This window comes from Zoogloea sp. (assembly GCF_041904905.1).
Taxonomy (GTDB): Bacteria; Pseudomonadota; Gammaproteobacteria; order Burkholderiales; family Rhodocyclaceae; genus Zoogloea.
This window is the reverse complement of the sequence record NZ_JAYRMI010000020.1, coordinates 1-23462: the sequence shown is the minus strand read 5'-3', so window position 1 is coordinate 23462 and position 23462 is coordinate 1. Positions and strand designations below refer to the sequence as shown.

General features: G+C 66.9%; 22 protein-coding genes and 4 tRNA genes. 22 read left to right on the top strand and 4 right to left on the bottom strand.

Going from position 1 to position 23462, the window contains the following annotated elements; genetic code table 11:
- Positions 1 to 156: 156 nt before the first annotated feature.
- Positions 157 to 927, bottom strand: a complete 771-nt coding sequence (locus ACE3N6_RS07840) for a hypothetical protein (protein ID WP_374244624.1) — start codon at positions 925 to 927, stop codon at positions 157 to 159.
- Positions 928 to 1059: 132 nt separating this feature from the next.
- Positions 1060 to 2091, bottom strand: coding sequence for a hypothetical protein (locus ACE3N6_RS07835; RefSeq protein WP_374244623.1), 1032 nt, complete (start codon positions 2089 to 2091; stop codon positions 1060 to 1062).
- A gap of 400 nt (positions 2092 to 2491) precedes the next feature.
- Between ACE3N6_RS07835 and ACE3N6_RS07830 the strand changes: the two genes are divergently transcribed.
- The 8 genes from ACE3N6_RS07830 to ACE3N6_RS07795 all read left to right on the top strand — a co-directional run bounded on the left by ACE3N6_RS07830 (position 2492) and on the right by ACE3N6_RS07795 (position 5726).
- Positions 2492 to 2968, top strand: a complete 477-nt coding sequence (locus ACE3N6_RS07830; RefSeq protein ID WP_374244622.1) for a hypothetical protein — start codon at positions 2492 to 2494, stop codon at positions 2966 to 2968.
- Positions 2969 to 3452: 484 nt separating this feature from the next.
- A tRNA-Leu gene (locus ACE3N6_RS07825) sits at positions 3453 to 3537 on the top strand.
- Between the two features lie 48 nt (positions 3538 to 3585).
- Positions 3586 to 3662: transfer RNA gene (locus tag ACE3N6_RS07820), tRNA-Asp, on the top strand.
- 23 nt (positions 3663 to 3685) lie between these two features.
- Positions 3686 to 3761 (top strand) — tRNA-Gly (locus ACE3N6_RS07815).
- A gap of 9 nt (positions 3762 to 3770) precedes the next feature.
- Positions 3771 to 3847 (top strand) — tRNA-Val (locus tag ACE3N6_RS07810).
- Positions 3848 to 3972: 125 nt separating this feature from the next.
- Positions 3973 to 4647: a CsgG/HfaB family protein gene (locus tag ACE3N6_RS07805; RefSeq protein WP_374244621.1), complete on the top strand. Its 675-nt coding sequence runs from the start codon at positions 3973 to 3975 to the stop codon at positions 4645 to 4647.
- Between the two features lie 21 nt (positions 4648 to 4668).
- Positions 4669 to 5052: a DUF4810 domain-containing protein gene (locus ACE3N6_RS07800; protein ID WP_374244620.1), complete on the top strand. Its 384-nt coding sequence runs from the start codon at positions 4669 to 4671 to the stop codon at positions 5050 to 5052.
- Complete coding sequence (locus ACE3N6_RS07795; RefSeq protein ID WP_374244619.1) at positions 5049 to 5726, top strand: DUF799 domain-containing protein; 678 nt, start codon at positions 5049 to 5051, stop codon at positions 5724 to 5726. The genes ACE3N6_RS07800 and ACE3N6_RS07795 overlap by 4 nt, the downstream gene beginning before the upstream one ends.
- A 317-nt stretch (positions 5727 to 6043) precedes the next feature.
- Here ACE3N6_RS07795 and ACE3N6_RS07790 read toward each other — a convergent pair whose 3' ends face one another.
- Positions 6044 to 8044: a UvrD-helicase domain-containing protein gene (locus ACE3N6_RS07790; protein ID WP_374244618.1), complete on the bottom strand. Its 2001-nt coding sequence runs from the start codon at positions 8042 to 8044 to the stop codon at positions 6044 to 6046.
- A gap of 67 nt (positions 8045 to 8111) precedes the next feature.
- On the opposite strand from ACE3N6_RS07790, the gene ACE3N6_RS07785 reads away from it, so the two are divergent.
- The 9 genes from ACE3N6_RS07785 to ACE3N6_RS07745 all read left to right on the top strand — a co-directional run bounded on the left by ACE3N6_RS07785 (position 8112) and on the right by ACE3N6_RS07745 (position 15796).
- Entirely contained in the window at positions 8112 to 9059 is a 948-nt protein-coding gene (locus ACE3N6_RS07785; protein ID WP_374244617.1) for a homoserine kinase, read from the top strand.
- A gap of 116 nt (positions 9060 to 9175) precedes the next feature.
- Complete coding sequence (locus tag ACE3N6_RS07780; protein WP_374244616.1) at positions 9176 to 9973, top strand: BPSS1780 family membrane protein; 798 nt, start codon at positions 9176 to 9178, stop codon at positions 9971 to 9973.
- Positions 9974 to 9977: 4 nt separating this feature from the next.
- On the top strand, positions 9978 to 10754 hold the full coding sequence (locus ACE3N6_RS07775; protein ID WP_374244615.1) for a BPSS1780 family membrane protein: 777 nt from the start codon (positions 9978 to 9980) through the stop codon (positions 10752 to 10754).
- Entirely contained in the window at positions 10741 to 11400 is a 660-nt protein-coding gene (nadD, locus tag ACE3N6_RS07770; RefSeq protein WP_374244614.1) for a nicotinate-nucleotide adenylyltransferase, read from the top strand. The genes ACE3N6_RS07775 and nadD overlap by 14 nt, the downstream gene beginning before the upstream one ends.
- Positions 11401 to 11404: 4 nt before the next feature.
- Entirely contained in the window at positions 11405 to 11767 is a 363-nt protein-coding gene (gene rsfS, locus ACE3N6_RS07765) for a ribosome silencing factor (protein ID WP_374244613.1), read from the top strand.
- Positions 11768 to 11774: 7 nt separating this feature from the next.
- A complete protein-coding gene (gene rlmH, locus ACE3N6_RS07760) occupies positions 11775 to 12245 on the top strand; it encodes a 23S rRNA (pseudouridine(1915)-N(3))-methyltransferase RlmH (RefSeq protein WP_374244612.1) in 471 nt (156 codons plus the stop codon).
- A 145-nt stretch (positions 12246 to 12390) separates the two neighbouring features.
- The gene (locus tag ACE3N6_RS07755) at positions 12391 to 12990 is read left to right on the top strand and encodes a nucleoside triphosphate pyrophosphatase (RefSeq protein WP_374244611.1); all 600 of its coding nucleotides are present in this window, start codon (positions 12391 to 12393) and stop codon (positions 12988 to 12990) included.
- 164 nt (positions 12991 to 13154) lie between these two features.
- Positions 13155 to 14609, top strand: a complete 1455-nt coding sequence (gene rng / locus ACE3N6_RS07750) for a ribonuclease G (RefSeq protein WP_374244659.1) — start codon at positions 13155 to 13157, stop codon at positions 14607 to 14609.
- 179 nt (positions 14610 to 14788) lie between these two features.
- A complete protein-coding gene (locus ACE3N6_RS07745) occupies positions 14789 to 15796 on the top strand; it encodes a ComEA family DNA-binding protein (RefSeq protein ID WP_374244610.1) in 1008 nt (335 codons plus the stop codon).
- A 12-nt stretch (positions 15797 to 15808) separates the two neighbouring features.
- On the opposite strand, the gene ACE3N6_RS07740 is transcribed toward ACE3N6_RS07745, so the two are convergent.
- Positions 15809 to 16354: a YgjP-like metallopeptidase domain-containing protein gene (locus ACE3N6_RS07740; RefSeq protein ID WP_374244609.1), complete on the bottom strand. Its 546-nt coding sequence runs from the start codon at positions 16352 to 16354 to the stop codon at positions 15809 to 15811.
- A gap of 151 nt (positions 16355 to 16505) precedes the next feature.
- Between ACE3N6_RS07740 and ACE3N6_RS07735 the strand changes: the two genes are divergently transcribed.
- The 5 genes from ACE3N6_RS07735 to ACE3N6_RS07715 all read left to right on the top strand — a co-directional run bounded on the left by ACE3N6_RS07735 (position 16506) and on the right by ACE3N6_RS07715 (position 23394).
- Positions 16506 to 17855 carry a TolC family protein gene (locus tag ACE3N6_RS07735; RefSeq protein WP_374244608.1) on the top strand — a complete coding sequence of 450 codons (1350 nt, stop codon included), beginning with the start codon at positions 16506 to 16508 and terminating at the stop codon, positions 17853 to 17855.
- A 215-nt stretch (positions 17856 to 18070) separates the two neighbouring features.
- Positions 18071 to 19138 carry an HlyD family secretion protein gene (locus tag ACE3N6_RS07730; RefSeq protein ID WP_374244607.1) on the top strand — a complete coding sequence of 356 codons (1068 nt, stop codon included), beginning with the start codon at positions 18071 to 18073 and terminating at the stop codon, positions 19136 to 19138.
- Between the two features lie 13 nt (positions 19139 to 19151).
- On the top strand, positions 19152 to 21101 hold the full coding sequence (locus tag ACE3N6_RS07725) for an ATP-binding cassette domain-containing protein (RefSeq protein WP_374244606.1): 1950 nt from the start codon (positions 19152 to 19154) through the stop codon (positions 21099 to 21101).
- Entirely contained in the window at positions 21098 to 22252 is a 1155-nt protein-coding gene (locus tag ACE3N6_RS07720) for an ABC transporter permease (RefSeq protein WP_374244605.1), read from the top strand. Before ACE3N6_RS07725 ends, ACE3N6_RS07720 begins: the two co-directional genes overlap by 4 nt.
- Positions 22249 to 23394: an ABC transporter permease gene (locus tag ACE3N6_RS07715; protein ID WP_374244604.1), complete on the top strand. Its 1146-nt coding sequence runs from the start codon at positions 22249 to 22251 to the stop codon at positions 23392 to 23394. The genes ACE3N6_RS07720 and ACE3N6_RS07715 overlap by 4 nt, the downstream gene beginning before the upstream one ends.
- The last annotated feature ends 68 nt before the right edge of the window (positions 23395 to 23462 follow it).

Below are 23462 nucleotides of genomic sequence, written 5' to 3'. Positions count from 1 at the left end.
CCCGTATGACATCGACCTCCGGTCCTTTCGCAGCCTTCACGACTTCGCATCCCTTTGTTTCTTAGGAGTAAGCAAATGGCGATACAGCAAAAAAGCAAATCCGTAATGGGTAGCTGCGGGCGCCCTGCCCCCACTTGGCTATTGCGACCAGAGCCGCTATATTTCTGCCGCAATCATTCTCCCGAGCACAAGAGCAACAATCGACCATGCAACTTCATTTATTGGGCGAAAGAAAGCGTCCGCATCAACAATTTCTTTCGAAGACGCACTTTGATTACTTCCTGAAAGATGATGAAAGAATTTATTTCTAACATCAACTAAAAAACCAAATGCTTTCAGAAACTCAACCTCCACACCACCTGCAGACACCACACAACATCTTGAATGGATTTCTTTTATATACTTCTCAAACCCAGAAGAATAAACTGGATCGAATTTCAATTTATACTTATAACCTTTAAATACAGGATCTTGACCGAAAATATTTTTAATGAATTTATCGCAAAACTTTAATTCACCATCGCCAGAAGCAATCAAATTCCTCAAATCGTTGAATGCCTTTATGTAGTTTGTCGCATGGCGGGCGTGAAAAAAAGGCAAGGCATAGCTCATATGCTCCAGAGCGCGATAAATATAAACGAATCCAGATAGGTCGTTGCCGTTTTTCGACGCAACAAAAGACCTCGCAACCTCATTCAACAAGACTTCAAAGAAACCCTTGTTAGTCCCTACTGCATTAAAGAAATTACCCAAAGACCGCACTATCGTATAAGAGAGGAAATTTCCATTCCGGTCTTGCACCCCCAACCCAGGAAAAGCACGCAAAATATCCGCCCCAAGAGAGAACCCTTGCGTCGCTGGGAAATCTAATACAAAAAAGTTGCAATTCTGCAGTGCGCTTCTTCCCCCAGGGAGCTCAATCTTCACCCCTCCCAATAGCGTTCTAAATAGCACCTGAGAAATGGGGCTTCTTGAGTGCAACGGAAGCTGTTTCGATCGCTCCTCATCACGCCAAGAGATCGCATTGCTAACCGAGATGTAGCCATTCGAGAACATATATCAAATTTCTTGACTAATCTCATCAAGTATTTCTTCAGAATCTAGCTTTATCATTCTCTGAATATTTTCGCAAAAATGCTTGACAGCCTTTCTGCGTGCATTCCCTAACTTGATCTTTGATACATTAATCCCAGAGAACGCTGACTCAAATACCAATATCGATTCAACGAGATCCTTATCGCAAAGCTCTGCGATACTTTGAACAGACTTACGCGCCCCAGCGCAGAACCCAATGATATTATTCTGACCCATTATCCAATCACGTGTTTCCACGAAACCGTAAAGCCGCTCAATTTGACGCATAACGTCTTCAAAGCTATTTTTTGTGGACGTGAGATCGGAATTCATAATTTTTGATGCCAGAAGTTCATCCATTTTCTCTTGAATGATCTTGTCGTTATCCACATTAACACTTTCGCTCAAAAAGGCGAGATACGCCTTAATAAGATCAGCTTTCTTAAATGCCCCGCGCTTTCTTTTTTGGCCTGCAGCGCGCTTTTCCGCCTGAACGTTAATTCCAGCATCGTCGAAATCATAGATATTTGACGCAACAATCTCAATCTGATGACGTGCAGTCATCGGCTTCTGTCCATTGTTTAGCGTAATCATTCTATAGAGAAGCAGATCCATAGAGTGGCATATTAAAATATTAAGAAACACCGGCCGATCTAACGGAAATTCTTGCGAAGAGCGCTTGTACGCACGATCGATAGTGTTAAGTCGCTGCATCCCATCAAGGACGAAAAACTCGTCAATTCTCTCAGCTATAAAACCCCTTGCGTCCTCTGCGCTCGCAGGGCTTGCAGCCCCCCCATCGACGATCGCGAGTGTGAGCGGCGGCATAATGCAACCGCCTACGATATCTTTTGCCAGACGGTCGTAGAACTTTGGATTTTGAACCTCGCGCTGGATATCCAGTCGCCCGATAAGAGGGACCAATTTCTCCAACGCAAATCTGTAGTCCGCTTGCGCACTAATAAATGTGCTTCGAATAATATTGTCGAATTGGACGCTATGAACAACTAAATTCATAAATTATCTCCTACGGATTTGGAACGAACATCAGTGAAAGTGCTTGCCGCAAGGGCTAGTCGCCTAACGAATTCGAAGCTCGCTTCAGACCGATTAACCTGTCAAAACACTCGTTATAAGCGGATTCCTGGCTCACAGCTACTGCCCACCAATCGCGAGCGCAGTCGAGCAGGTTACTAATGACCGTCCAGGCCGACAAGCAGCCGGAAGAAGTGGCTCAATCCAGCTTCTTATTAAACCCCTACTTACTGGGAAAGCATCTCTCTCGGACCACCACCAAGCCCCCCCAACAGCCCCTCACTCTCAAAAACCATTTGACATCCCCCACCCTCCCCCCGAGAATCCGCTTCGCGATTTTCGCACTTGCCATATCAACACCACAAGCACATAGGAGCGGAGCATGTTTCAGAACCTGATTTCCCTTGAACTCTCGGCCGAACAGCTGAAGGAAGTACATGGCGCGCTGGGGGTGCTGGAGAAGAACCTCGACGGCCTGATTTCGCTGTCGGTGGCGGAGCGGCATGAGCTGGCGAAGATGGGGCCGAAGTCGGAGATGTTTGCGCGCAAGGCGTATGACGTGCTGGCGCTGAATCCGGAGGTGATGCCGGGCACTTTCAGCCTGCGGGAGTTCGAGGCCGACATCAAGGCGCTGGATCAGCTGCGGCCGGTGTTTGCGCGGCTGGCAGCACTGATGAATCGGGCGGAGGACACCGAGATGGCGCTGGGCAGCGACATCTACCGCGCGGCGCTGGACGGTTACCGCTTTGCCAAGGCGGCCGGCAAGGGGGCGGTGCTGGATGAATTCTCAGCCCACGCAGCGGTGCGTTTTGCGGGCCAGGGCCGGCGCAAGGGCGGCGGCGACGGCTCGGCGAAGTAACTCGCCCCGTCAGCAGCGAGGCGGGATGGGCGCGGAGCGGGGCCGGGCCATCCCGGACCGGGGCTTGCCCCGCATTGAGCGGGCCGAATCCACCCCCGACCGGGGATTGCCCGGCCTGGACCCGAACCCGCTCGCCGCCAACCGGAACAGGTTGGGCTTTGACTTGAACGAACCCGGCCGGGACTTGAACATGCAGGGCTTTGCCCCAAGCGCGCTCCGCTCGAAATGGAAGTTGCCCGGCTCTTGGCCGGACCACTTCATCCCGAACTTGAGCGGGTTCCGCTTTACCCCGAACGCGTTCCTCCCGTACCTGAGCCTGTTCATCTTTGAGTTGAGCAAGTTCGTCTCGAACCTGAACTCACTTCGCTTCAACACCAACTCGCCCAGCCCAGCCCCGGACTTTTTCGGGGCTACGACGATATTTTTTCACCGGGCACTAGCGCTCCCGCAAAACCTTGGTTATTATTCGCGCCCTTCACCGCCTGCCCAGGTGGCGGAATTGGTAGACGCACTAGTTTCAGGTACTAGCGGGTAACTCCGTGGAGGTTCGAGTCCTCTCCTGGGCACCAAGGTAAGTGAAGATCCCGACGCCGGTTGCGGCGCCTGGGCGCCGACGCGGAGTGGTAGTTCAGTCGGTTAGAATACCGGCCTGTCACGCCGGGGGTCGCGGGTTCGAGTCCCGTCCACTCCGCCAAGCATCGCGCAGCATTCTTTCGAGCGGCAGTAGCTCAGTTGGTAGAGCGCAACCTTGCCAAGGTTGAGGTCGAGAGTTCGAGACTCTTCTGCCGCTCCATTCCCCCTCGCGTCCTTAGCTCAGTTGGTTAGAGCGCCACGTTGACATCGTGGAGGTCGGCGGTTCGACTCCGTCAGGACGCACCAGGCGCCATCCCCTGCCCGCCTGTCCAGCCCCGCCCGCCGCACATCGAAGCTTCCGCTCCATGCCGGACACATTTCGCTGTGTATAATGCCAGCCTGCCTATACACCTCCCTTAGCAGGCTCACGCATGAAAAAGACCCTCGCCCTCGTTGCCTCCGTCGCCGCTGCCGGCATTCTGGCCGGCTGTGCCGCCACCGAAGAATCCCGCACCGTGGCCGTTGCCAAGCCGGCCGCAGCTGCCCGCGCCTACACCGGCGCGCGCACGCCCATCTCGGTGGGCAAGTTCGACAACCGCTCCAGCTTCATGCGCGGCATCTTCTCGGATGGCGTGGATCGCCTTGGCAGCCAGGCCAAGACCATCCTCATCACCCACCTCCAGCAGACCAACCGCTTCAACGTGCTGGAGCGCGAGAACATGTCCGAGATCAAGCAGGAGGCCGCCCTCAACAAGGTGGAGCAGAAGCTCAAGGGCGCCCGCTTCGTGGTGACCGGCGACGTGACCGAGTTTGGCCGCAAGGAAGTGGGCGATCACCAGCTGTTCGGCATCCTCGGCCGCGGCAAGCAGCAGGTGGCCTACGCCAAGGTGGCTCTCAATGTGGTGGATGTGAAGACCTCCGAGGTCGTCTACTCCGCCCAGGGTGCCGGCGAATACAGCCTCTCCAACCGCGAGGTGGTGGGCTTTGGCAGCACCGCCAGCTACGACTCCACCCTCAACGGCAAGGTGCTCGATCTGGCCATCCGCGAGGCCGTGGACAACCTGGTCGGCGGCGTGGAATCCGGCGCGCTGCGTCTGGCCGACTGATCGCAGGCGGAATCGAAGACCATGCGACACCTTTCCGCCCCCCGGGGCCGGCTGGCGCTGGCCGCGCTGGCCGTCGGCCTGCTTGCCGGCTGTGCCACCCGCCCCCAGCCGCTCTATTACTGGGGCGACTACCCCGGCCTCACCTACAGCTACTTCCAGAACGCCAAGGGCGCGCAGGAGCAGATCCAGGCCCTGGAGGCCCTGCGCGAGAAAGCCCGCGCCAGGGGCCAGGCCCTGCCGCCGGGCTTTCAGGCCCATCTGGCCATGCTCTACGGTCAGGCCGGCCAGACCGACCGGCTGGCCCAGAACCTCGAAGCCGAGAAGCAGCAGTTCCCCGAGAGCGCACCCTTCATGGATTTCATCCTGAAGAAGTTTGAACGCAAACCCGCCGAGGCCCGCCCATGACCCGCCTGCTTCGACTCCACCGAGCCCTGCTGGCCGTCGGTGTGCTGCTGCTGGCCGGCTGCGCCACCCAGCCCGGCTACGATTACACCGCCTTCCGCGAGAGCCGCCCCAAGTCCATCCTGGTGCTGCCGCCGCTCAACGATTCGCCGGATGTGAACGCCACCTACAGCATGTACGCCCAGTCCACGCTGCCGCTGGCCGAATCCGGCTACTACGTGCTGCCGGTCACCCTGGTGGACGAGGCGTTCCGCCAGAACGGCCTCACCGCACCGGCCGACATCCAGCAGGTGCCCCTCAAGAAACTGCGCGAGATCTTCGGCGCCGACGCGGCCCTGTACATCAAGGTCACCCACTACGGCACCAAGTACATGATCGTCTCCAGCGAGACCCGCGTCTCCGCCGAGGCCAAGCTGGTTGATCTGCGCAGCGGCGCCACCCTGTGGGAAAGCAGCGCCACCGCGTCGAGCGAAGAGGGCAACAACAACTCGAGCGGCGGCGTGGTGGGCCTGCTGCTGAAGGCGGTGATCACCCAGATCGCCGACACCCTGAGCAACCGCGGCCACCCGATCGCCGGCATCACCGCCAACCGCCTGCTCTCCGCCGGCCAGCCCAACGGCATCCTGTACGGGCCGCGTTCGCCCAAGTACCAGAAGGACGGATCGCCGGCGCCTTGAGTCCGTGGTGTCGGGTTACGCCCTACGGGCTAACCCGACCTACATATCCTTCGCCTCCTGCTCACAACGACAGTGGTGTCGGGTTACGCTGCGCTAACCCGACCTATCGTCCGAGCATCCTGAAAGTATCGTGGAGTGTCGGGTTACGCCTTTCAGGCTAACCCGACCTACATCCCACCATCCTGAAAGTAGGTCGGGTTAGCCCACCAGGGCGTAACCCGACACCACCACCCCGACACCACCCGAACGGCACTCAGCGCATCCTGAAAGTAGGTCGGGTTAGCCTGAAAGGCGTAACCCGACACCACCGGCACCCCTCAGCCGATCGTCCCCGGCTTGTTGCCCAGCATCGCGCGCAGGTTGGCGATGCGGGCGCGGGCGTCTTCCTTGCTCACCGGCTCGGCGGATTTGCGGTCGCTGCGGCGGATGCCTTCCATCCCCATCTCGTCGATGAAGCGCGAGGGGTCGCAGGTGCGCACCTCGCGGCCGGCCTTGCGGCGCTCGCAGTAGCTGATCGACAGGCTGCGCTGGGCGCGGGTGATGCCCACGTACATCAGGCGCCGCTCTTCCTCGATCTTGTCTTCGTCGATGGAGCTTTGGTGGGGCAGCAGCCCCTCCTCCACCCCCACCAGAAACACGTGCTTGAACTCCAGCCCCTTGGAGGCGTGCAGCGTGGCCAGTTGCACCTGATCCAGCTCCTCGTCGTCCTTGTCGAGCATGGTGATGAGGCTGATGGTCTGGATCATGTCGGTGAGGGTCTTGCCGTCCTCCTCGCCCTTGCGCACCAGCCAGCCGGTAAAGTCGCTCACGTTGCTCCACTTGGTTTCGGCCTCGCGGGGCTCGCAGCTCTCGTACAGCCACGCCTCGTAGCCAATGGCCTTGAGCAGGTCGTTGATGACCGGCCCGGCGGGCTCCCGCGGGGCGCGGTGGGTGATGCGGTTGATGAAGTGGCAGAACTCCCGCATCCCCTCCAGCTGGCGCGCCGCCACGTGCTCGGTCACGCCCTCCTCGAAGACCGCGGTGAACAGGCTGATGTTGCGGTTGCTGGCGTAGTGGCTGAGGGATTCGATGGTGGCGGCGCCGATGCCCCGGCGGGGCACGGTGATGGCCCGGATGAAGGCCAGGTCGTCGTCTTCGTTGGCGATCAGGCGCAGGTAGGCGCACAGATCCTTGATCTCGGCGTTCTCGAAGAAGCTGCGCCCGCCGGAGATGGCGTAGGGAATCTTCTGGTTGCGCAGCTGCTGCTCGAAGAGCCGCGCCTGGTGGTTGCCCCGGTAGAGGATGGCGTAATCCTTGAAGTGGGTGCGGTGCTCGAACTTGTGGGCGACCAGCTTCATCACCACCGATTCGGCCTCGTGCTCGGGGGTCTGGCAGGCCACCACCGTCACCGGCTCGCCGGCGCCGTGCTCGGACCACAGCTTCTTGTCGAACAGCTTCTCGTTGTTGGCGATCACCGTGTTGGCGGCGTGCAGGATGCGGGTGGTGGAGCGGTAGTTCTGCTCCAGCTTGATGACCTTGAGGCTCGGGAAATCCACCGGCAGCTGGCGCAGGTTCTCGATGTCGGCGCCGCGCCAGGCGTAGATGGCCTGGTCGTCGTCGCCCACCGCGGTGAAGGCGGCGCGCACGCCGGTGAGCAGCTTGAGCAGCCGGTACTGGGCGCGGTTGGTGTCCTGGTATTCATCCACCAGCAGGTAGCGCAGGCGGTTCTGCCAGCGCTCGCGCACCTCGGGGTGCTCGTCGAAGAGTTTGACCGGCAGGCGGATCAGGTCGTCGAAATCCACGCCCTGGTAGGCCCGCAGGGTCTTGTCGTAATCCCGGTAGAGCAGCGCGGCGGCGGCGGAGACTTCGTCGTTGGCGAGGTGGGCGGCCTCGTTGGGTTCGACGAGCGCGTTCTTCCAGCTGGAGATCTGCCACTGCAGGGCCTTGGCGCGGTTCTTGTCGGTGTTGCCGGTCATCTCGGCGATGATCTGGGTGGTGTCGCCGGCGTCGAGGATCGAGAACTGGGGCTTGAGCCCCAGGAGCTGGGCCTCCTGACGCACGATGCGCACGCCCAGCGCGTGGAAGGTGCACACCGTCAGCCCCTTGGCGGCCCGCCCGCCCATCAGCTTGGCGATGCGCTCCAGCATCTCTTTCGCGGCCTTGTTGGTGAAGGTGATCGCAGCGATGGCGTGGGGGTTGAAGCCGCAGTCGTTCACCAGATAGGCGATCTTCTGGGTGATGACCCGGGTCTTGCCCGACCCCGCCCCGGCCAGCACCAGGCAGGGGCCATCCAGGTAATGGATGGCTTCGCGTTGGGGGGCGTTGAGCATGAGGGACATGGCGGTGCGGCGGATGGAGCGGGGAAGGGCATTCTACCGCCACCGATTGATGTAAGCTCCCGCCACCATGTCCGTCTTCACTCCCGTCACCGAATCCGAGCTTGCCGACTGGCTGCGCAACTACGCCATCGGCCGCCTCGAAAACCTGCAGGGCATCTCTGCCGGCGTGCAGAACAGCAACTTCTTCGTCACCACCAGCCTGGGCCGCTACGTGCTCACCCTGTTCGAGACGATGCCCCGGGCCGAGCTGCCCTTCTACCTGCACCTGATGGCCCACCTGGCCCGCCACGGCCTGCCGGTGCCCGCGCCGGTGGCCAACCGCGACAACGAATACCTGGGCACCCTCTCCGGCAAGCCGGCGGTGCTGGTGGCGCGGCTCTCGGGCAAGTCCGAGATGAACCCCGGCCCGGCCCACTGCCGGCGCATCGGAGCGATGATGGCCGGGCTGCATCTGGCCGGCGTCAACTTCGGCCGCAAGCAGGCCAACCCCCGCAACGCCGACTGGCGCCGCGACTGCGCCCAGCGGGTGCGCCCCCACCTGTCGGCCTACGAGCAGGTCGAACTCGACGCCGAACTCGTCTTCCAGGCCGGCTTCGACCTGAAGAAGCTGCCCCAGGGCGTGATCCACGCCGACCTGTTCCGCGACAACGTGCTGTGGGACGGCGAGTTCGTCGGCGGCGTCATCGATTTCTACTTCGCCGGGGTCGACGCCCTGCTGTTCGACGTGGCCGTCACCGCGAACGACTGGTGCGCCGACGCCGACGGCCGCCTCGATCCTGCGCTTACCTCCGCGCTCCTCGAAGGCTATGCCGAATCGCGCCCCTTCACCGCCGCCGAGCGGGCCGCCTGGCCGGCCATGCTGCGCGCCGCCGCGCTGCGCTTCTGGCTGTCGCGGCTGGAGGATTTCCACCGCCCGCGGGCCGGCGAGATGGTGCTGGTGAAAGACCCGGGCGAGTACCGGCGCATCCTCCACCAACGCGCCACCGACCCCGCGCTGCCCGCCCTGCCGGTGTGAAATCGGATCGCAAGCCGATCGGCGGTTTGAACACCGCCGTCAATTTGGGCTAGCATTTCACCGCGGCGCAACATGCTGATTTTTCGTCCCGTATTCCTGTTTTCCGCAACCCCGACATGACCGAACCGGCCCCTCCGGCACCCCACCCGTACAGCAGCGCCCGGCACCCCCAGCCGCGCCACGTATCCCCCGCCGAAAGCCTGGTGTGGCTGAAGGCCGGCTGGTCCTTCTTCATGCAGAGCCCCGGCGTATGGATCGCCATCGCGGTGATCTTCATCGTGATGCTCTTCGTGCTCGGGCTGGTGCCCCTGCTGGGCTGGGCGGTGGTGCTCATCGGCTTCCCCATCATGGTCGCCGGCATGGTGCTGGGCTGCCACGCCCTCGCCCAGGGCCAGCCGCTGCGGGTCGATCACCTCGCCGCGGGGCTCAAGGTGCACGCCGGCAACCTCGCCCTGGTGGGCGTGTTCTACCTGCTCGGGGGCCTCGTGGCCGGCTTCGTGTCGGTGGTGGTGGGCGGCGGCGCGCTGCTCACCGGCTACATCCTCGGCGCGCTGGCCGGCCTCGGGCTGGGCCTGGTGAGCGGCGTGGTGCTGGGCAGCGTGGTGTTCTCGGTGCTGTGGGTGCTGCTCATCACCGCCCTGTGGTTTGCGGCGCCGCTGGTGGTGCTGCGCGACACCCCGCCGCTGGATGCGATGAAGCTCTCCCTCACCGCGTGCTTCAACAACTTCGGGGCCTTCGTGGTGCTCGGGGTGCTGATCTACGTGCTGATCTGGGTGGCGATGCTGCCCGCCGGGCTGGGGGTGCTGGTGCTCATCCCGGTGCTCGCCGGCACCCTCTACGCCTCCTTCCAGGACGTCTTCGGCGAACGCCCGGCCCTGCCGCCGGCCGCGCAGCCCGAAGCCACGCCGGAGTAAACCCGTGCAGGCGCGCACCCTTCCCGCCCGGCGCGGCTGGGCCTGGATCGTCGACGGCTTCGCGATCTGGAAACGCAACCCGGCCCTCATCACCTTCCTGGTGATGGCCTACTCCTTCATCCAGCTGGTGATGTTCATCGTCCCCTTCATCGGGCCGATCGTCATCTCCCTCACCACGCCGGCCCTGGTGCTGGGCATCTACAACGGCTGCAAGGCCGTCGCCGACGGCCGCAAGGTCGGGCCCGAAGTGCTGTTCTCGGGCTTTCGCCAGCAGCTGCCCGAACTCGTCAAGATCGGCGGCATCAACTTCCTGTGCACCCTCGCGCTGGTCGGCATCTCGATGCTGATCGACCCCGGCATGGGCGACCGGCTGGTGGACATCCTGCAGGGCAAGGCCACGGCGGGCGAGACGCTCGACGCCCACCCCGGCTTCGGCCTCGCCGTGCTGGTGACCCTGCTCGGCTTCACCCCGCTGGCGATGGCCTACTGGTTCGCCCCGCTGCTGGCCGCCTGGGGCAAGGTGCCGGCCGTCAAGGCGCTGTTCTTCAGCTACGTGGCCTGCCTGCGCAACTGGCGCGCCTTCCTGGTGTACGGCCTGAGCCTGATGCTCGTCACCCAGGCCGCGAGCCTGGTCGTGATCGTGCTCGACCTCGCCCTGCCGGTGCTGGGCAGCCTGGCCGCCCTGGCCTTCCCGCTGGTCTTCATGCCGGTGGTGTTCGCCAGCCTCTACGCCAACACCACCGACGTCTTCGGCAAGATCGCCCCCGATGAGCAGGACTGACCCGGCGGGCCCCCTGGGCCTGTTCGGCGGCACCTTCGACCCGATCCACCTGGGCCACCTGCGCCTGGCCGAAACCGCCCGCGAAGCCCTCGGGCTGGCCCGGGTGCGCCTGATCCCCGCCGGCCAGCCGCCCCACCGGGCCACGCCCGGCGCCAGCGGCGAGCACCGCCTGGCGATGGCCCGCCTCGCCACCGCCGACAACCCCGCCTTCGAGGTGGACCCGGCCGAAGTCGCCGCCGCCCAGGCCAGCTTCACCATCCTCACCCTCGAACGCCTGCGCGCCGAACTCGGCTCCGCTCAGCCACTGGTGCTGCTGCTGGGCGTCGACGCCTTCCTCGGCCTGCCCACCTGGCGGCGCTGGACCGAACTGCTCGACTTCGCCCACCTGGCCATCGCCAGCCGCCCCGGCTACACCCTCGACGCGGCGCAGATGCCCCCGGCGCTGGCCGATCTGGTCGCCCGCCACCGGGCCGGCCCGGCAGCCCTCGGCAGCGCCCCGGCCGGCGCCATCGTCACCTTCGAGACCGTTCCCATGGCCATCTCGGCCACCGACATCCGCGCCCGCGCGGCGGCCGGCCTGAGCCTGCGCTATTTGCTCCCCCCGCCGATTGTTGACTATATTTCCCGGCATCAACTCTACCTCTGACTCAATGGACATCACCCAGCTCGAACAACTCGTCGTCTCCGCCCTCGAAGACATCAAGGCCAAGGACATCCAGGTCATCGACACCACCCGCGTCAGCGCCCTCTTCGAGCGCGTCGTGATCGCCAGCGGCGACTCCAACCGCCAGACCCGCGCCCTGGCCCGCAACGTGGCCGACAAGGCCCGCGAAGCCGGCATCGAGATCGTCGGCATCGAAGGCGAAGGCAGCGGCGAATGGGTGCTGGTGGATCTGGGCAGCGTCGTCGTGCACATCATGCAACCCGCGGTGCGCAGCTACTACAACCTCGAGGAACTGTGGTCCGCCACCCCGGCGCGGCCGTCCCGCCCCCGCGCCGCCCTCCACGCCTGAGCCCCCCGTGAAGCTGCTCCTGGTCGCCGTCGGCACGCGCATGCCCGGGTGGGTCGACACCGCCTTCGACGACTTCGCCAAACGCATGCCCCGGGAGCTGCCCCTCCAGCTCGTCGAGGTCAAGGCCGAACCCCGCACCACCGGCAAGACGGTCGAGGCCATGATGGCCGCCGAAGCCGCCCGCATCGAAGCCGCCCTGCCGCCCCGCTGCCGCCGCCTGATCCTCGACGAACGCGGCGAAGACCTCACCACCAAGGCCCTCGCCCGACGCCTCGAACGCTGGCAGGACAGCGGCGACGACGTGGCCCTGATCGTCGGCGGGCCCGACGGGCTCGACCCCTCCCTCAAGGCCACCGCCCACGAGACGATGCGCCTCTCCAGCCTCACCCTGCCCCACGCGCTCGTGCGGGTGATGCTCGCCGAGGCCGTCTACCGGGCCTGGAGCGTGCTCAAGAACCACCCCTATCACCGGGAGTGACGGGCGGCACGTGAAGGCCGACACCGGGCGCCCGCCCGGCGGCGTTTGGCTTTATCCTTCCGGCTGGCCCGCAACCGGTTTTGCATAAGGCGCAAGGCGGTCCGGCCGGGCATCCCGCCACCCACCCTTCACGCATCGCCGCCCCATGATCTACCTCGCCTCCAACAGCCCCCGCCGGCGCGAACTGCTCCAGCAGATCCACGTCCACTTCGAGCCCCTGCTGTTCCGCGGCCCCGGCCGCAACGATCACGACATCGCCGAAGACGTGCTCCCGGGCGAGGACGCGGTCACCTACGTCCAGCGCGTCGCCAACGCCAAGGCCACCGGCGGCGTGCAGCGGATGCGCTGGCGCGAGCTGCCCAGCCGCCTGCTGCTGGCCGCCGACACCACCCTCGAGCTGGACGGCGAGATCATCGGCAAGCCCGAAGACGGCGAACACGCCGTGGCGATCCTCCAGCGCCTGTCCGGTCGCACCCACCGGGTGCTCACCGCGGTGGTGGTGAGCGACGGGCTGCGCTTCGAGACCCGCCTGTCCGCCAGCGAGGTGCGCTTCCGCCCCCTCTCCGAAGACGAGATCCGCTACTACGTGGCCACCGGCGAGGCCGCCGACAAGGCCGGCGCCTACGGCATCCAGGGCCGCGCCGCCCTGTTCATCGAGGAGATCCGCGGCAGCTACACCGGCATCATGGGCCTCCCGCTCTTCGAGACCGGCGCCCTGCTGCAGGAATTCGGCTATCCTCTGTGACCGCCCGCCGGCCCCCAGCCGGCACGCCTGACGAGGAGACGACACCCACAACCGGGGCGCCATGACGCCCCATCGGACAGACGCCCGCCCTGCCGCCGGACGAGTGGCGATCGGTGAAGGCCCCCCCAGCCGGCCCTCACCCATCACCATTTGCCTCCGCCACCATGTCCGACGAGTACCTCATCAATTTCACCCCCCAGGAAACCCGCGTCGCCCTCATGCAGCAGGGCGTCGTCCAGGAAGTGCACGTCGAGCGCACCGCCAGCCGCGGCATCGTCGGCAACATCTACCTGGGCAAGGTCGTGCGGGTGCTGCCCGGCATGCAGTCGGCCTTCATGGACGTGGGCCTGGAGCGCACCGCCTTCCTCCACGTCGCCGACATCTGGACCGACCGCCACACCGGCGACGCCCCGCGCCCCATCGAGCGCATCCTCGCCGAAGGCCAGAACCTCATGGTGCAGGTGCTGAAAGACCCCATCGGCACCAAGGGCGCCCGGCTCTCCACCCAGATCTCCATCGCCGGCCGGATGCTCGTCTACCTGCCCCAGGACAAGCACATCGGCATCTCCCAGCGGATCGGCGACGAGGCCGGCCGCGAGGCCCTGCGCGAACGCGTGAGCCGCCTGCTGCCCCCCGACGAGAAGGGCGGCTACATCGTGCGCACCATGGCCGAGTACGCCACCGACGACGAACTTGCCGCCGACATCGCCTACCTGCGCAAGCTGTGGGCCGAGATCCGCAACCGCACCGTCGGCGCCTTCCCGCCCAGCGTGCTGTACCAGGATCTCAACCTCGCCCAGCGGGTGATGCGCGACTTCGTCACCGACGCCACCTCGCGCATCGTGGCCGACTCCCGCGAGAACTTCCAGAAGCTGATGGCCTTCGCCAGCGAGTACATGCCCCAGGTGGCGCCGCTCCTCGACCACTACACCGGCGAGCGGCCGCTGTTCGACCTGCACGGCGTCGAGGCCGAGATCGAAAAAGCCCTCGCCCGCCGGGTCGATCTCAAGTCCGGCGGCTACCTCATCATCGACCAGACCGAGGCGATGACCACCGTCGACGTAAACACCGGCGGCTTCGTGGGCGCCCGCAACTTCGACGACACCATCTTCAAGACCAACCTCGAAGCCGCCCAGGCCATCGCCCGCCAGCTGCGCCTGCGCAACCTGGGCGGCATCATCATCGTCGACTTCATCGACATGGAAAGCGCCGAACACCGCTCCGCGGTGCTCGACGAGTTCCGCAAGGCGCTCTCCCGCGACCACACCAAGATGACGGTCAACGGCTTCACGTCGCTGGGCCTGGTCGAGATGACCCGCAAGCGCACCCGGGAATCCCTCGCCCACCTGCTGTGCGAACCCTGCCCCACCTGCAACGGCCGGGGCGAAGTGAAGACCGCCCGCACCGTGGCCTACGAAATCCTCCGCGAGCTGCTGCGCGAAGCCCGCCAGTTCAACGCCAAGGAGTTCCGCGTGCTCGCCTCGCCCACCGTGATCGACCTCTTCCTGGAAGAAGAATCCCAGTCCCTGGCGATGCTCTCCGACTTCATCGGCAAGACCGTCTCGCTGCACCCCGAGGCCAGCTACGGGCAGGAGCAGTTCGACATCGTGCTGCTTTGAAGCAAACCCGACAACGCCCCGGCAAAACCCGCACCAAACAGGTGCAATCCCAGTATTGGTGCGGGTTTCGCCGGTTTCACGCCCCTTCTTGAAGCATCCAAAAATTCAATCGGCCAACGATTGACGCTGCCATCGGCCCGCCTGCAGAATCGCCGCCCCGACTCCCGCAGGTGCCCCCGATGCAGACCCGCCACACCCTCCACGCCCCCTCCGCCCACCTGCCCGGCGCCCTGCGTCTTGGCGCCGACCACGGCTACGCCTTCGACGGCGACCGCGTGCAGCTCAACGCCGACCTCCTGGGCGACGTGGCCGGCAACTGGGCCCTGCAGCTGTGGGCCTGCGACGCCCCCCTCGACGCCCAGCCGGTGCGCGGCACCAAGGTGGCCGAAGTGGCGGTTGGCACCGAAGGCCGGGTCAGCGCCAGCGCCGCCGCCTTCCCGCCCGCCGGCCACGCCCGGCACGCGATGGTGCTGGTGCTCGCCGACGGCACCGACGGCCGCGTCGCCGACTTCGCCAACTTCCCGCTGCCCGAGCAGTTCGCCCAGCCCCGCCTGCAGGGCACGGCCGGCTTCACCCTGGGCGACGGCCAGGTTCGCATCGCCGTCGACGGCATCGACAACCCCCGCGCCGCCGACAACCTGAGCGGCAGCCTCGTCGTCGAGCTGTGGGCCCTGCCCGCCCCATTCGCCGACCGTGGCGACACCGACGGCGTGCAGCTCGCCGGCGTCTTCCTGGGCAGCCTGAGCGGCCAGCAGGGCTGGCAGCAGCTCGCCTTCGACCTGCCCCTGGCCGCCCGCCCGGCCGGCACTTGGCACGTCGCCCTGCTGCTGCGCGAATGGACCGCCGCCGGCCACGTGACCCGCGACTTCACCGACTTCCCGCTGCCCGTCAGCTGGGCCGCCGAAGCCGCCCCGGTTGCCGAAGTCGAGCCCGCCGCCCCCGCCAGGCCGGCCAGGAAGCCCGCCGCGAAGAAGGCCGCCCCGAAAGCCGCCCCCAAAGCCGAAGCCGGCAAGGTGTCGATCAACACCGCCAGCGAAGCCGAGCTGGCCGCCGTCAAGGGGCTGCCCAAGGCCGTCGCCACCGCCATCGTCGCCGGCCGCCCCTTCAAGCAGGTGGACGACCTGCTGGCCGTCAAGGGCGTCGGCGCCAAGCTCCTCGACAAGCTGAAGGGCAGTCTCGCCCTGTAAGCCGCAGCCGCCTCACCCCGCCGTCGGGTTCGCGCCCGGCGGCGCCCACAGCGTCGCCCCCGTCGTCTCCACCAGGCACAGCCACACCCGCACGTCGAACTCCAGCTGGTGATAGGCCGGCTCGATCCGGCAGCACAGCTGGTAAAACGCCTTGTCGTGCTCGGGCTCCTTCAGGTGGGCCAGCTCGTGGGCCACGATCATCCGCAGGAATTCCTCCGGCGCCGCCCGGAACAGGTTGGCGATGCGGATCTCCCGCTTCGTCCGCAGCTTGCCGCCCTGCACCCGCGCCACCCGGGTGTGGGTGCCCAGCGCGTTCTGGATGTTCTGCAGTTTGCCGTCCCACGCCACCTTCGCCAGGGGCGGCGCGTTGCGCAGGTAGCGCGCCTTCAGCTCGCCCACGAAGTCGTACAGCGCCCCGTCGTTGCGCACCGCGTGGGGGCGGGGATACTTCTCCAGCAGCAGCCCGCCCAGCTCGCCCCGGGCCAGCACCTCGCCCACCTGCCCGACCAGATGCGGCGGATAGCCGGCGAGGTATTTCAGGTGAGGGGCAGGCATCATGACGGCGATCCGCAGGCGCGGCAGGAACGGAGCAGGGAGCCGGATTCTACCCCCTCGCGGCATGGCCTTTTGATCTGGCGCAATGCCGGGCCAAGCGCTTGCGTGTAACTTACTGACCAAAGAGTCATTAACTTTCCGGACGGAGCAAGACATGCTCGACACCGTCGCCGAAAGCCACACCCCACCCGGCCCTCCCACCCCGGCGCGGATGCTCGCCCTCCTCGCCGCCCTGCTGCTCCCCCTCCCCTCCGCACCGCTCCTCGCCGCCGAAACCCTCGCCGACGCCTGGCGCGACGCCCTCGCCGTGGATGCCCGCCTGCGCGCCGCCGACGCCGATGCCGACGCCGCCCGCGCCACCCGCGACGCCGCCCGGGCGCTGGCCCTGCCCCGCGCCACCGCCAGCAGCCGCTACACCGTGCTCAGCAACGAGCCCGCCGCGCGCATCGACTTTCCCGCCATCCCCGGCATCGCCCTGCCCAGCCAGATGCCGCTGCAGGAGCGCAGCTACGCCACCCACGCCCTGCAGGCCACGCTGCCGGTCTACACCGGCGGGCGCATCGCCTCCGCGGTGGCGGCGGCCGAGACCGGCGTCGCCGCCAGCGGCTTCGAGCGCACCCGCAGCGAACAGGCCGTCAAGCTCGACGTGGCCGAGGCCTACCTCAACGTGCTGCGCGCCCGCCGGGCCCAGCGCGCGGCCGAGCACCACCTCGCCGCCCTCGACGCCCACGCCGCCGACGTGGCCGCACTGGGCAAGCAGGGCCTCGTCGCCCGCAACGACATCCTCTCGGTGGCCGTCGCCCGGGCCGACGCCGCCCAGCGCCTCACCCAGGCCGGCAACGCCGCCCAGCTCGCCGACGCCGCCTACAACCGCCTGCTGCGCCGGCCGCTGGATGCCCCGGTCGACCTCACCGAGCCCCCCGCGCCCGACACCCCGCCCGGCGACCTTGCCGCCCTCGCCAGCCGCGCCCGCAGCCTGCGCCCCGAGCTGGCCCTGCTAGGCGCCCAGGCCGAGGTCACCGACCGCGAAGCCGACCAGGAACGCGCCGGCCTGAGGCCCCAGGTCGGGCTGTCGGCCGCCGCCCTGCATGAAGACAACCGCTACCGCGTGCGCCAGGACGTGGCCCAGATCGCCGTCGGCGTGGAATGGCAGCTCTTCGACGGCGGCCTGCTGCGGCACCGGGCCGACGCCGCCCGCGCCCGCGCCCGCGCCGCCCGCGAACGCCAGACCGACGCTGCCAGCCTGATCGAGCTCGAAGTACGCCGCGAATGGCTCGCCACCGACGAAGCCGCCCGCCGCCTCGCCACCACCGAAACCGCCGTCGGCCAGGCCGACGAGAACCTGCGGGTGGCCCGCGACCGCTACCGCAACGGCGTGGGCACCCACACCGAAGTGCTCGACGCCGAGGCCCTGCGCAGCCTCACCGACTACAACCACCTGAACGCCCACTACGACCTCCACCTCGCCCGCCTGCGGCTGAGGAAGGCCGTCGGCGAGCTGTAGAACCGGAAACGGACCTTGACCGCTTCCCGACACCTCAAGCACCGCATGAACTCGCCTTATCACGCCGTCGCCAAGCCTCACCCCGGCAGCGCGCGCGCGACGCCTCCGCGGGCCGCCCTGCGCGGGCGCCCGGCCTTGTCGCTCCGCGCCAGCGTCCCGCGCAGCCCCACCATCAGACACGTCCAACTTCCGTTTCCAGGTTGAGGAGCCCCGCCATGCGTCTCGACAAGACCCAGCTCATCGTTGCCGCCACGGTGGCCGCCCTCGCGGCCGGCGGCCTGTGGGCGTGGCACACCTTCTCCGGCGGCCACGCCCTGCCCGAGGGGCTGATCCAGGCCAACGGCCGTATCGAAGGCGACCACACCACCGTCGCCAGCAAGCTCGCCGGCCGCATCGCGAGGCTGGAGGTGCGCGAAGGCGCCGGCGTTGCCGCCGGGCAGGTGCTGGCGCGGCTGGAGGACACCCAGCTCGCCGCCCGCCAGCTGCAGGCCGACGCCGCCGTCGCCACGATCGCCGCCCAGCTCCAGGCCGCCCGCAGCCAGCTCGACATCGCCCGCCGCGAGGTGCCCCTGGCCGAAGCCAGCGCCGACGCGGCCGTGGCCCGGGCCCGCGCCGCCGAAGCCCAGGCCGCCCGCGACGCGAAGCGCTTCGACGAGCTCGCCGCCCGCGGGACCGTCGAGCCTCGCCGCGCCGAGCAGACCCGCCTCGCCCTCACCGCCGCCGGCGCCGACCTGCGCCAGGCCGAGCAGGCCGCCTCGTCGTCGCGCCTGGGCCGCGACAAGGTGCGCGCCCGCGAGAACGACATCGCCGCCCTCGAAGCCGGGCTGCGCCAAGCCCAGGCCGCGGCCAAGGAGGTCGCCAGCCTGGTGGACGACCTGGTGATCCGCGCCCCGGCCGCCGGCACCGTGCTGTCGCGCCTGCGCGACACCGGCGAGGTGGTGGCCGCCGGCACCCCGATCTTCGACATCGTCGATCTCGACAAGCTCTACCTCAAGGTCTACGTGCCCGAGAAGCAGATCGGTCAGGTGCGCCTGGGCCTGCCGGCGCAGGTCTACACCGACGCCTTCCCCGGCCAGACCTTCCCGGCCACCGTGCGCTACGTGGCGAGTCAGGCCGAGTTCACCCCCAAGGAGGTCCAGACCCCCGACGAGCGGGTCAAGCTCAGCTACGCCGTGCGCCTGTATCTCGACGCCAACCCCGAGCGCCGCCTCAGCCCCGGCGTGCCGGCCGACGCGGTGATCCGCTGGAAGGACGGCGTGCCCTGGCAGGCCCCGCGCTGGTAAGCCCCCCGCCGCCATGACCGCCATGACCGCCGAGACCGCCATCCGCGTCGAAGGCTTCGTCAAGCGCTACGGCCGCCGCGTGGCCGCCGACGGGCTCACCCTCGACGTGAAGCACGGCGAGATCTACGGTCTGGTGGGCGCCGACGGGGCCGGTAAATCCAGCCTGATGAAGGCGGTGGCCGGCGTGCTGGCCTTCGACGGCGGCACGGTGGACGTCTTCGGCACCCGCATCGATTCGGCCCGCGCCGCCGAGCGGGTCAAGCAGCGCATCGGCTTTCTGCCCCAGGGGCTGGGGCTCAACCTGTACCCCGACCTCTCCATCGACGAAAACGTGGATTTCTTTGGCCGCCTGCGTCTGGTGCCGGCCGACGTGCTGGCCGAACGCAAGCGCGTGCTGCTGGGCATGACCCGCCTCGACGCCTTCCGCCACCGCCCCATGCGCCAGCTCTCCGGCGGCATGAAGCAGAAGCTGGGGCTGGTGTGCACGCTGATCCACGAGCCCGATCTGGTGATCCTCGACGAGCCCACCACCGGGGTCGACCCGGTGTCGCGGCGCGATTTCTGGGCCATCCTGGGCCGGCTGCTGGAGGAGAAAGGCATCACCGCGCTGGTGTCCACCGCCTATCTCGACGAGGCCGACCGCTTCCATCGGGTGTCCCTGTTCCACGAGGGCAAGGTGATGGGCGAAGGCACGCCAGCCGAGCTGGTCGCCATCGTGCCCGGCACCCTGGCCCTGTTCCGCGCCGAACCCCAGGCCGACGCCCTGCCGCGCCTCAAGGCCCGCTTTGCCCAGACCGAGGCGATGGGAAGCTGGCTGCGGGTGTTCGCCGAAGGGCTGGCGGCCGAAGCCGCCCGGGCCGAGATCGACGCCTGCCTCGCCGGCATCCGCCTCACCGACTGGTTCGCCCGCGAGCCCGAGCTGGAGGACGTCTTCGTGGCCATGCTGCGCCAGCGCGGCGCCCGGCTCGACTCGACGCTCCGCGACGACCTCCCGGCGCCCCACACCGCCAGCGCCCCGGCCATCGAGGCCCGCGAGCTGACCCGGGTGTTCGGCGACTTCCGCGCCGCCGACGCGGTGAGCTTCCGGGTGCCTCAGGGCGAAATCTTCGGGCTGCTGGGGGCCAACGGCGCCGGCAAGACCACGGTCATCAAGATGCTCACCGGCATCCTCAAGCCCTCGTCGGGCTTCGGGATGGTGGCGGGCGCCGACATGCGCAGCGCCGGCTGGGCGATCAAGGAACGCATCGGCTACATGAGCCAGGCCTTCTCGCTCTACCACGACCTCTCGGTGGTGGAGAACATCCGCCTCTACGCCGGCATCTACGGCCTGGACGACCGCGCCGCCCGCCAGCGCACCGACTGGGTGATCGGCATGGCCGGCCTCGCCGGCTTCGAGAACGACGCCGCCGGCCGCCTGCCGATGGGCCTGCGCCAGCGCCTCGCCCTGGGCTGCGCGCTGGTGCACCGGCCCCAGGTGCTGTTCCTCGACGAGCCCACCTCGGGCGTCGACCCCATTGGCCGGCGGGTGTTCTGGGACATCCTGTTCCACCTGTCGCGGCGCGAGGGCGTGGCGATCCTCGTCACCACCCACTACATGGGCGAGGCCGAGCACTGCGACCACCTGGCGCTGATGTTCGCCGGCAAGGTGGTGGCCGATGCCTCGCCCGAAGCGATGAAGCAGGCCGTCGTCGCCGAGGCCGGCCAGCTCCTCGAGCTGCGCGTCGACCGGCCCGTGCCGGCCCAGGCGGCCCTGGTCGCCGCCGGCTTTGCCAGCGCCGCGCTCCACGGCCGGGCGGTGCACCTGCTGTCCGCCGCCGCCGATGCCGACCTCGCCCGGCTGCCCGGCATCCTGGCCGCGGCCGGGGTGAAGCTGCAGTCGGCGCAGCCCCGCCCGCTGTCGATGGAGGACGTGTTCGTCCATCGGGTGAGCGCCCTCGAAGCCGCCCAGCGAGGCGCGCCATGAACCTCAAGCGGATCGTCGCGCTGGCCTGGAAGGAGTGGCGGGAGATCGTCCGCGACCGGCTGTTCTTCGCCCTCGCCTTCATCGTGCCGCCCATGCTGATGCTGGTCTTCGGCTTCGGGCTGACCCTCGACGTGGAGAACCTGCCCTTCGCCGTGGTGGACCACGACCGCACCCCCGCCAGCCGCGACTACGCCTACCGCTTCATCTCGTCGCGCTACTTCGACTTCAAGGGCTACGCCGACGACGAGCGGGTCATCGACCGCCTGCTGGCCGACAACCGGGTGCGGGTGGCGCTGGTGATCCCGCCGCGCTTCCACGAGCGGCTGGCCCGCGGCGAGGCGGCGCCGGTGCAGGTCATCATCGACGGCACCTTCCCGATGCGCGCCCAGACCACCCAGGGCTACGTGGCCGCCATCAACGCCGCGGTGAGCGCCGAGAACATGGCCCAGGCCCTGTCGGCCACCCGCGGCGTGCCCCTGGCCGAAGCCCGCGCCCGCGTCCAGCCGGTGAAGCTGGAGGTGCGCTACCTCTACAACCAGAGCATCAAGAGCATCTGGTCGATGGCGCCCAAGCTCATCATGCTCATCATGATGCTGTCGCCGCCCTTCCTCACCGCCCTGGGCGTGGTGCGCGAGAAGGAATCCGGCTCGATCTTCAACATCTACTCCTCCACCGTCTCGCCGGGCGAGTTCCTGCTGGGCAAGCTGGCGCCCTACGTGCTCATCTCGGCGGCAAACTGGTTCATTTTGTGGCTGCTTTGCCTGGGGGTGTATCAGGTTCCGTTCAAGGGCGACCCGCTGTTCTTCACCCTCGCCAGCCTGATCTACGTGGTGTGCACCACCGGCTTCGGGCTGGTGATCTCGATGCTGGTGCAGACCCAGGTGGCGGCGATGATCATCACCAGCATCGTCACCATCATCCCGGCGGTGCTCTACTCCGGCCTGCTGCTGCCCCTGTCGTCGCTGTCGCCCAGCGCCTCGCTGATCGCCCACGCCATGCCGCCGATGTACTACGGCCGGATCGTCACCGACTGCTTCCTGAAGGGTGCCGGCGCCGCCCAGCTGTGGCCCGACGCGCTGGTGCTGGCCGGCTACGCGGTGGGGCTGTTCGCCATCGGCTACCTGCTGTTCTCCAAGCGGCCGAAATCATGAAAGGCTTCTTCTCCATCGCCGGCCTGCGGCGCCTGCGGGTGATGACCTGGAAGGAGCTGCTCCAGCTCTTCCGCGACACCGCGCTGATGGTGTTCTTCCTCTACAGCTTCACCGGCGACATCTACGTGGCCGCCTCCGGCGTGTCGATGCAGCTGCGCAATGCCGCGCTGGCGGTGCTCGACAACGACCGCAGCTTCGCCTCCCGCGAGCTGGCCAGCCGCTTCCAGCCGCCCTACTTCAAGCCGGCCGGCGAAGCCGCCAGCCCCGACGCCAGCCTCAAGCTGCTCGACCGGGGCGACGCCATGGCGGTGCTCGACATCCCGCCGCGCTTCGAGGAGCGCCTCGCCCGCGGCGAGCAGGTGCCGGTGCAGATCCAGGTGGACACCACCAACTCGGTGCTGGGCTTCCTCGCCTCCAGCTACGCGGCCCAGATCGTCGGCAAGTACGCCAGCGAGGCGGCCCTGCTGCGGGAGGGCCTCGCCGGCGCCGGCGGTCCGCTGATCGATGCCGAGCCCCGCATCTGGTACAACCCCAACCAGTACGACCCGTGGTTCATGGGCATCTCCGAGCTGCTCACCGTCGTCACCCTGTTCTCGATCCTGCTGCCGGCGGCAGCGATGGTGCGCGAGAAGGAGCGCGGCACCATCGAGCAGCTGATGGTCACCCCCCTCTCGCCCTTCCAGATCCTCTTCCCGAAGGTCATCGCGATGACCCTGGCCATCGTCGCCGGCACCGCCATCGCCCTGTTCGGCGTGCTCGGCCCGCTGTTCGACCTGCCCATGCGCGGCAGCCTGGCGGCCTTCTTCCTGATCTCCGCGCTGTACGTGTTCACCACCGCCGGCCTGGGCCTGCTGGCGGCCACCTTCGCCCGCAACCTGGCCCAGGTGGGCATGCTGACCATCGTGATCCTGATGCCCATGCTGCTGCTCTCCGGCGCGTGGACCCCGCTCGAGGCCATGCCGCCGTGGATGCGCCTGGCGGCCAGCGTCTCGCCGCTGCACTACTACCTCGACGCCGCCTACGGCATCCTGCTCAAGGGCGCGGGGATGGATCTGCTGTGGGATTCGGTGCTGGCGATGGGCGGCATCGGGGTGACGATCTTCGGGATCGGCGTGGGGTGGTTCCGGCGACAGTTCGGGTGACCCGTGTCGGCTGGGGGCAACACACGGCCCCGACCGACACAATCGATTGCGCTCGACCCAAGCGGGCC

What these genes read in the sequence shown, in the direction of transcription:
- ACE3N6_RS07740 (WP_374244609.1), bottom strand. Translation starts at nt 16,354, where the DNA reads ATGATGCCTGCCCCTCACCTGAAATACCTCGCCGGCTATCCGCCGCAT.
- ACE3N6_RS07720 (WP_374244605.1), top strand. Translation starts at nt 21,098, where the DNA reads ATGAACCTCAAGCGGATCGTCGCGCTGGCCTGGAAGGAGTGGCGGGAG.
- ACE3N6_RS07800 (WP_374244620.1), top strand. Translation starts at nt 4,669, where the DNA reads ATGCGACACCTTTCCGCCCCCCGGGGCCGGCTGGCGCTGGCCGCGCTG.
- ACE3N6_RS07725 (WP_374244606.1), top strand. Translation starts at nt 19,152, where the DNA reads ATGACCGCCATGACCGCCGAGACCGCCATCCGCGTCGAAGGCTTCGTC.
- ACE3N6_RS07790 (WP_374244618.1), bottom strand. Translation starts at nt 8,044, where the DNA reads ATGTCCCTCATGCTCAACGCCCCCCAACGCGAAGCCATCCATTACCTG.
- ACE3N6_RS07715 (WP_374244604.1), top strand. Translation starts at nt 22,249, where the DNA reads ATGAAAGGCTTCTTCTCCATCGCCGGCCTGCGGCGCCTGCGGGTGATG.
- nadD (WP_374244614.1), top strand. Translation starts at nt 10,741, where the DNA reads ATGAGCAGGACTGACCCGGCGGGCCCCCTGGGCCTGTTCGGCGGCACC.
- ACE3N6_RS07735 (WP_374244608.1), top strand. Translation starts at nt 16,506, where the DNA reads ATGCTCGACACCGTCGCCGAAAGCCACACCCCACCCGGCCCTCCCACC.
- ACE3N6_RS07830 (WP_374244622.1), top strand. Translation starts at nt 2,492, where the DNA reads ATGTTTCAGAACCTGATTTCCCTTGAACTCTCGGCCGAACAGCTGAAG.
- ACE3N6_RS07835 (WP_374244623.1), bottom strand. Translation starts at nt 2,091, where the DNA reads ATGAATTTAGTTGTTCATAGCGTCCAATTCGACAATATTATTCGAAGC.
- rng (WP_374244659.1), top strand. Translation starts at nt 13,155, where the DNA reads ATGTCCGACGAGTACCTCATCAATTTCACCCCCCAGGAAACCCGCGTC.
- ACE3N6_RS07795 (WP_374244619.1), top strand. Translation starts at nt 5,049, where the DNA reads ATGACCCGCCTGCTTCGACTCCACCGAGCCCTGCTGGCCGTCGGTGTG.
- ACE3N6_RS07730 (WP_374244607.1), top strand. Translation starts at nt 18,071, where the DNA reads ATGCGTCTCGACAAGACCCAGCTCATCGTTGCCGCCACGGTGGCCGCC.
- ACE3N6_RS07785 (WP_374244617.1), top strand. Translation starts at nt 8,112, where the DNA reads ATGTCCGTCTTCACTCCCGTCACCGAATCCGAGCTTGCCGACTGGCTG.
- ACE3N6_RS07780 (WP_374244616.1), top strand. Translation starts at nt 9,176, where the DNA reads ATGACCGAACCGGCCCCTCCGGCACCCCACCCGTACAGCAGCGCCCGG.
- ACE3N6_RS07755 (WP_374244611.1), top strand. Translation starts at nt 12,391, where the DNA reads ATGATCTACCTCGCCTCCAACAGCCCCCGCCGGCGCGAACTGCTCCAG.
- ACE3N6_RS07745 (WP_374244610.1), top strand. Translation starts at nt 14,789, where the DNA reads ATGCAGACCCGCCACACCCTCCACGCCCCCTCCGCCCACCTGCCCGGC.
- ACE3N6_RS07805 (WP_374244621.1), top strand. Translation starts at nt 3,973, where the DNA reads ATGAAAAAGACCCTCGCCCTCGTTGCCTCCGTCGCCGCTGCCGGCATT.
- rsfS (WP_374244613.1), top strand. Translation starts at nt 11,405, where the DNA reads ATGGACATCACCCAGCTCGAACAACTCGTCGTCTCCGCCCTCGAAGAC.